This window comes from Streptomyces sp. NPDC090445 (genome assembly GCF_044769385.1).
Lineage (GTDB): Bacteria > Actinomycetota > Actinomycetes > Streptomycetales > Streptomycetaceae > Streptomyces.
In genome coordinates this window covers 1-1,708 of sequence record NZ_JBIVXV010000078.1, presented here as the reverse complement: position 1 = coordinate 1,708, position 1,708 = coordinate 1, and the positions used below count along the sequence as shown (strand labels likewise).

Annotated in this window: 1 protein-coding gene; it reads left to right on the top strand. The window is 58.3% G+C overall.

Annotation, left to right across the window (positions count from 1 at the left end):
* Positions 1 to 571: 571 nt before the first annotated feature.
* Complete coding sequence (locus ACIQUT_RS40275) at positions 572 to 1,333, top strand: hypothetical protein (RefSeq protein WP_403570704.1); 762 nt, start codon at positions 572 to 574, stop codon at positions 1,331 to 1,333.
* Positions 1,334 to 1,708: the final 375 nt, after the last annotated feature.

Here is a 1,708-nt window from a genome sequence, read left to right as displayed (position 1 = left end):
CGACCCGACGTTCTCGACGGCTTCATCGCCGAGACAGGACTGACACTGGAGCCCCCGTAGCCTGTCACCCCACCCTTTCAACCTCAGCGGCAACAACCACGGATTTCCACGCACTTCGACGGACGTCAGCGAACCAACAAACCACCGCCCACCTGCATATACGCAGTTGAGGACGTGTCAGCCAGCACACGTACTATGTGCTCGCCGGCACAACGCCGGTGCTGGTGCACAACGACAACAATGTTCCTGGGTGGGCTGCAGGCGAGCTTGCCAGGATTAAGGCCGGGCAGGGGACCCCACGCACGGTAAGCCTCACGAATCCTACTCAAAAGCTTTATCAAGGGCGCGAATCGGCGAAGCACGCGGCCAAGTGGGGTCCTCACGCGCAGTCGGGTTTCCAGGGCTCGCCCGAATGGGAGGTTCCCGGGAAGGGCAATACGTACAGGATCGTCGGTCCGAACCGCTTCGGGGAGTATGGCCACACGGACCCGAAAGTCAAGTACGATAAGATCACCGTTATTCCTTCCTGTTGATTCGACGTGTTCCCAGTAGAAGGTGGGCGACGTTGTTGGTGAAATATTCCGTCCGGTTCGAGGAAAGTGACGCATTCGCATTCGCTTGCGATCTGGAAGGGTTTTTTGTCGGGCACTACAGCTACGACGACTTCGGCGCGTTCCTTGAAGCCGAGAACTCCCGAGTCACCTTCAGGCTTGTGCGGCCGACCCTAGACGCGCCGATCGAGACGCTTAGGGGTGACATCGAGGTCCTTGTCCTCGACACCGAAGGTCGACCCATGGGGCGCTACGCGCTGTGGGGCACCAAGCTAGCGGTCGGAGATACGCCGGAATATCTAGTCGTCACGGCACAAACGGGGTTGCCTCCGCATGCCGAGGCCCGCAGGTTGTGGGACAGGTTCCGCATTTCCCAACCGCGGCATGGTGAATGGTGCACGCTTCAGGTCGGAGCCCGTGAAGCGTGGCTAGAAGTAGCCGGGCTTAGGTACGCCGAATCTGCCCCTAAGGGGGAGTATTCGGCTCCCCCTCGAGAGATCGTTATGGGAGGTGACGAAATCAAGGATGTCGCGAGTTTCTTCTGTGCAATTGGCGAGGCTTTCCGTGGTCCAGGAGGGTACATCGGGCAGAGTTTTACCGAATTGGAAGAGTCTCTTGGGGATTACCTCCAAGGCGCCCCGGTTCGGCTGATTTGGCGAAACATTTCCGTCGCGCGTTCTTCCTTGTCTGCAGTAATGGATATTCCCGGCGGGCCAATTTTCAAATTCGATTTGCTTCTTGAGATTCTGTCGCAGAATAATGTTGACGTCATTCCTGGATAGCGTACGTGCCTCCTGGGGGAATTCACTGGACTTGGTCTGGCGCGTTGCCGTGGAAACTCACATCTCCTCGGCCACTGTCCCTGGGAGTTGCAGGACGGACACTCGCCGAATGAAGTCTCCATTGATGACCTGAATCTGGGCTGATTGGTAGGCCACAGTCACTTGGGTGGCTTATCGCGGCTTGAGAGATACCAAGGAGTCCCACCGAATTTCTTCTCGGTGGGGCTCCTTGCGTGTCTTGACGGCAGTAGTTGCCGCTGAGGTTGAAAGGGTGGGGTGGCAGGCTACGGGGGCTCCAGTGTCAGTCCTGTCTCGGCGATGAAGCCGTCGAGAACGTCGGGTCGGCGTTGGATACCCCGAAGCCGGTTCTTCACG